1 protein-coding gene is annotated in these 1,151 nt (G+C 41.7%); it reads left to right on the top strand.

Annotation, left to right across the window (positions count from 1 at the left end):
* Positions 1 to 167: 167 nt before the first annotated feature.
* Positions 168 to 935, top strand: a complete 768-nt coding sequence (locus LZP96_RS23895) for a DUF1883 domain-containing protein (protein ID WP_001159650.1) — start codon at positions 168 to 170, stop codon at positions 933 to 935.
* Positions 936 to 1,151: the final 216 nt, after the last annotated feature.

Here is a 1,151-nt window from a genome sequence, read left to right as displayed (position 1 = left end):
TGGGCGAAATGCGCCTGGTAAGCAGAGTTTTTGAAATGTAAGGCCTTTGAATAAGACAAAAGGCTGCCTCATCGCTAACTTTGCAACAGTGCCCTCTCAACCACTGGATACAGTATAATCAGGAAGTGGCTACATTCTTCCAATTCAAATGAAGAGAGCAGACTTACATGCAATTCATCCATAATGATCTTGGTCAAAGAAAAAGAGGGGAGATTGTTGAAATCACCCTTACCAGTGGTGCAAATGTTAGACTAATGGATAGTTCTAACTTCAGTAGTTATAAGAATGGCCGACGACATTCCTACATTGGTGGGTTAGCAAAGCGCTCCCCCATAAGGTTACAGATCCCTTCATCAGGCCATTGGCATATTGCTGTAGATATGCAGGGATTAAGGGGGAGTACCAGGGCTTCTGTTCGCGTTCTTCCAGGGGTTCTTCCTGAAATTCAGGATAGGCCGTTAAGCGAAGTTCCTAGTCTGGTAAGAGATAACAGACCACCGTCAACAGCACAGAGCAACGAGATACATGACGTATTTATTTCGCATGCCTCAGAGGATAAAGATGATTTTGTTCGCTCTCTGGCAAACTCATTAATCAGTCACGGCCTTAATGTATGGTATGACGAAATGACGTTAAGAATTGGTGACAGCCTGAGACAAAAAATAGACAAAGGTTTAGCAAACAGTCGTGTTGGGTTAGTAGTTTTGTCTCCGGCGTTTATAAGCAAAGGTTGGACAAATTATGAACTTGATGGAATCGTCACTCGTGCTATTTCTGGTGAGCAAATATTGCTTCCCATATGGCATAATATTACAAAACAAGAAGTTGTCGATTTTAGTCCATCATTAGCAGACAAAGTTGCTCGTAGTACTGCAACTCATACAATCGATGAAATTGCTCATGAGATAGCCGAGCTACTGCATTCTCGTGGTTAATGTTTATCGAAATTCAAATAGCAAAACAAAAGGATCAATCAGCGATCCTTTTTTTATTTTTATGAATATCAATAAATTACATTCTTAACGTACGTTTTCGTTCCATTGGCCTTCAAACCCCGTGACTGCCGGAAGATTACCGGCAGCAAGCAAAGCCTAACGGATGATGATTTTTTCCTTAAAGAGCTGCACAGCAGCGAAAAATGGCCCGCATTC

It is taken from the genome of Huaxiibacter chinensis (genome assembly GCF_022171985.1).
Taxonomy (GTDB): Bacteria; Pseudomonadota; Gammaproteobacteria; order Enterobacterales; family Enterobacteriaceae; genus Enterobacter; species Enterobacter chinensis_A.
Note: the sequence above shows the minus strand (reverse complement) of the source record. Positions and strands in the feature narration are given on the sequence as shown.

Bases quoted from the DNA above. Each gene is read 5' to 3' on its own strand.
- LZP96_RS23895 (WP_001159650.1), top strand. From the start codon at position 168: ATGCAATTCATCCATAATGATCTTGGTCAAAGAAAAAGAGGGGAGATT.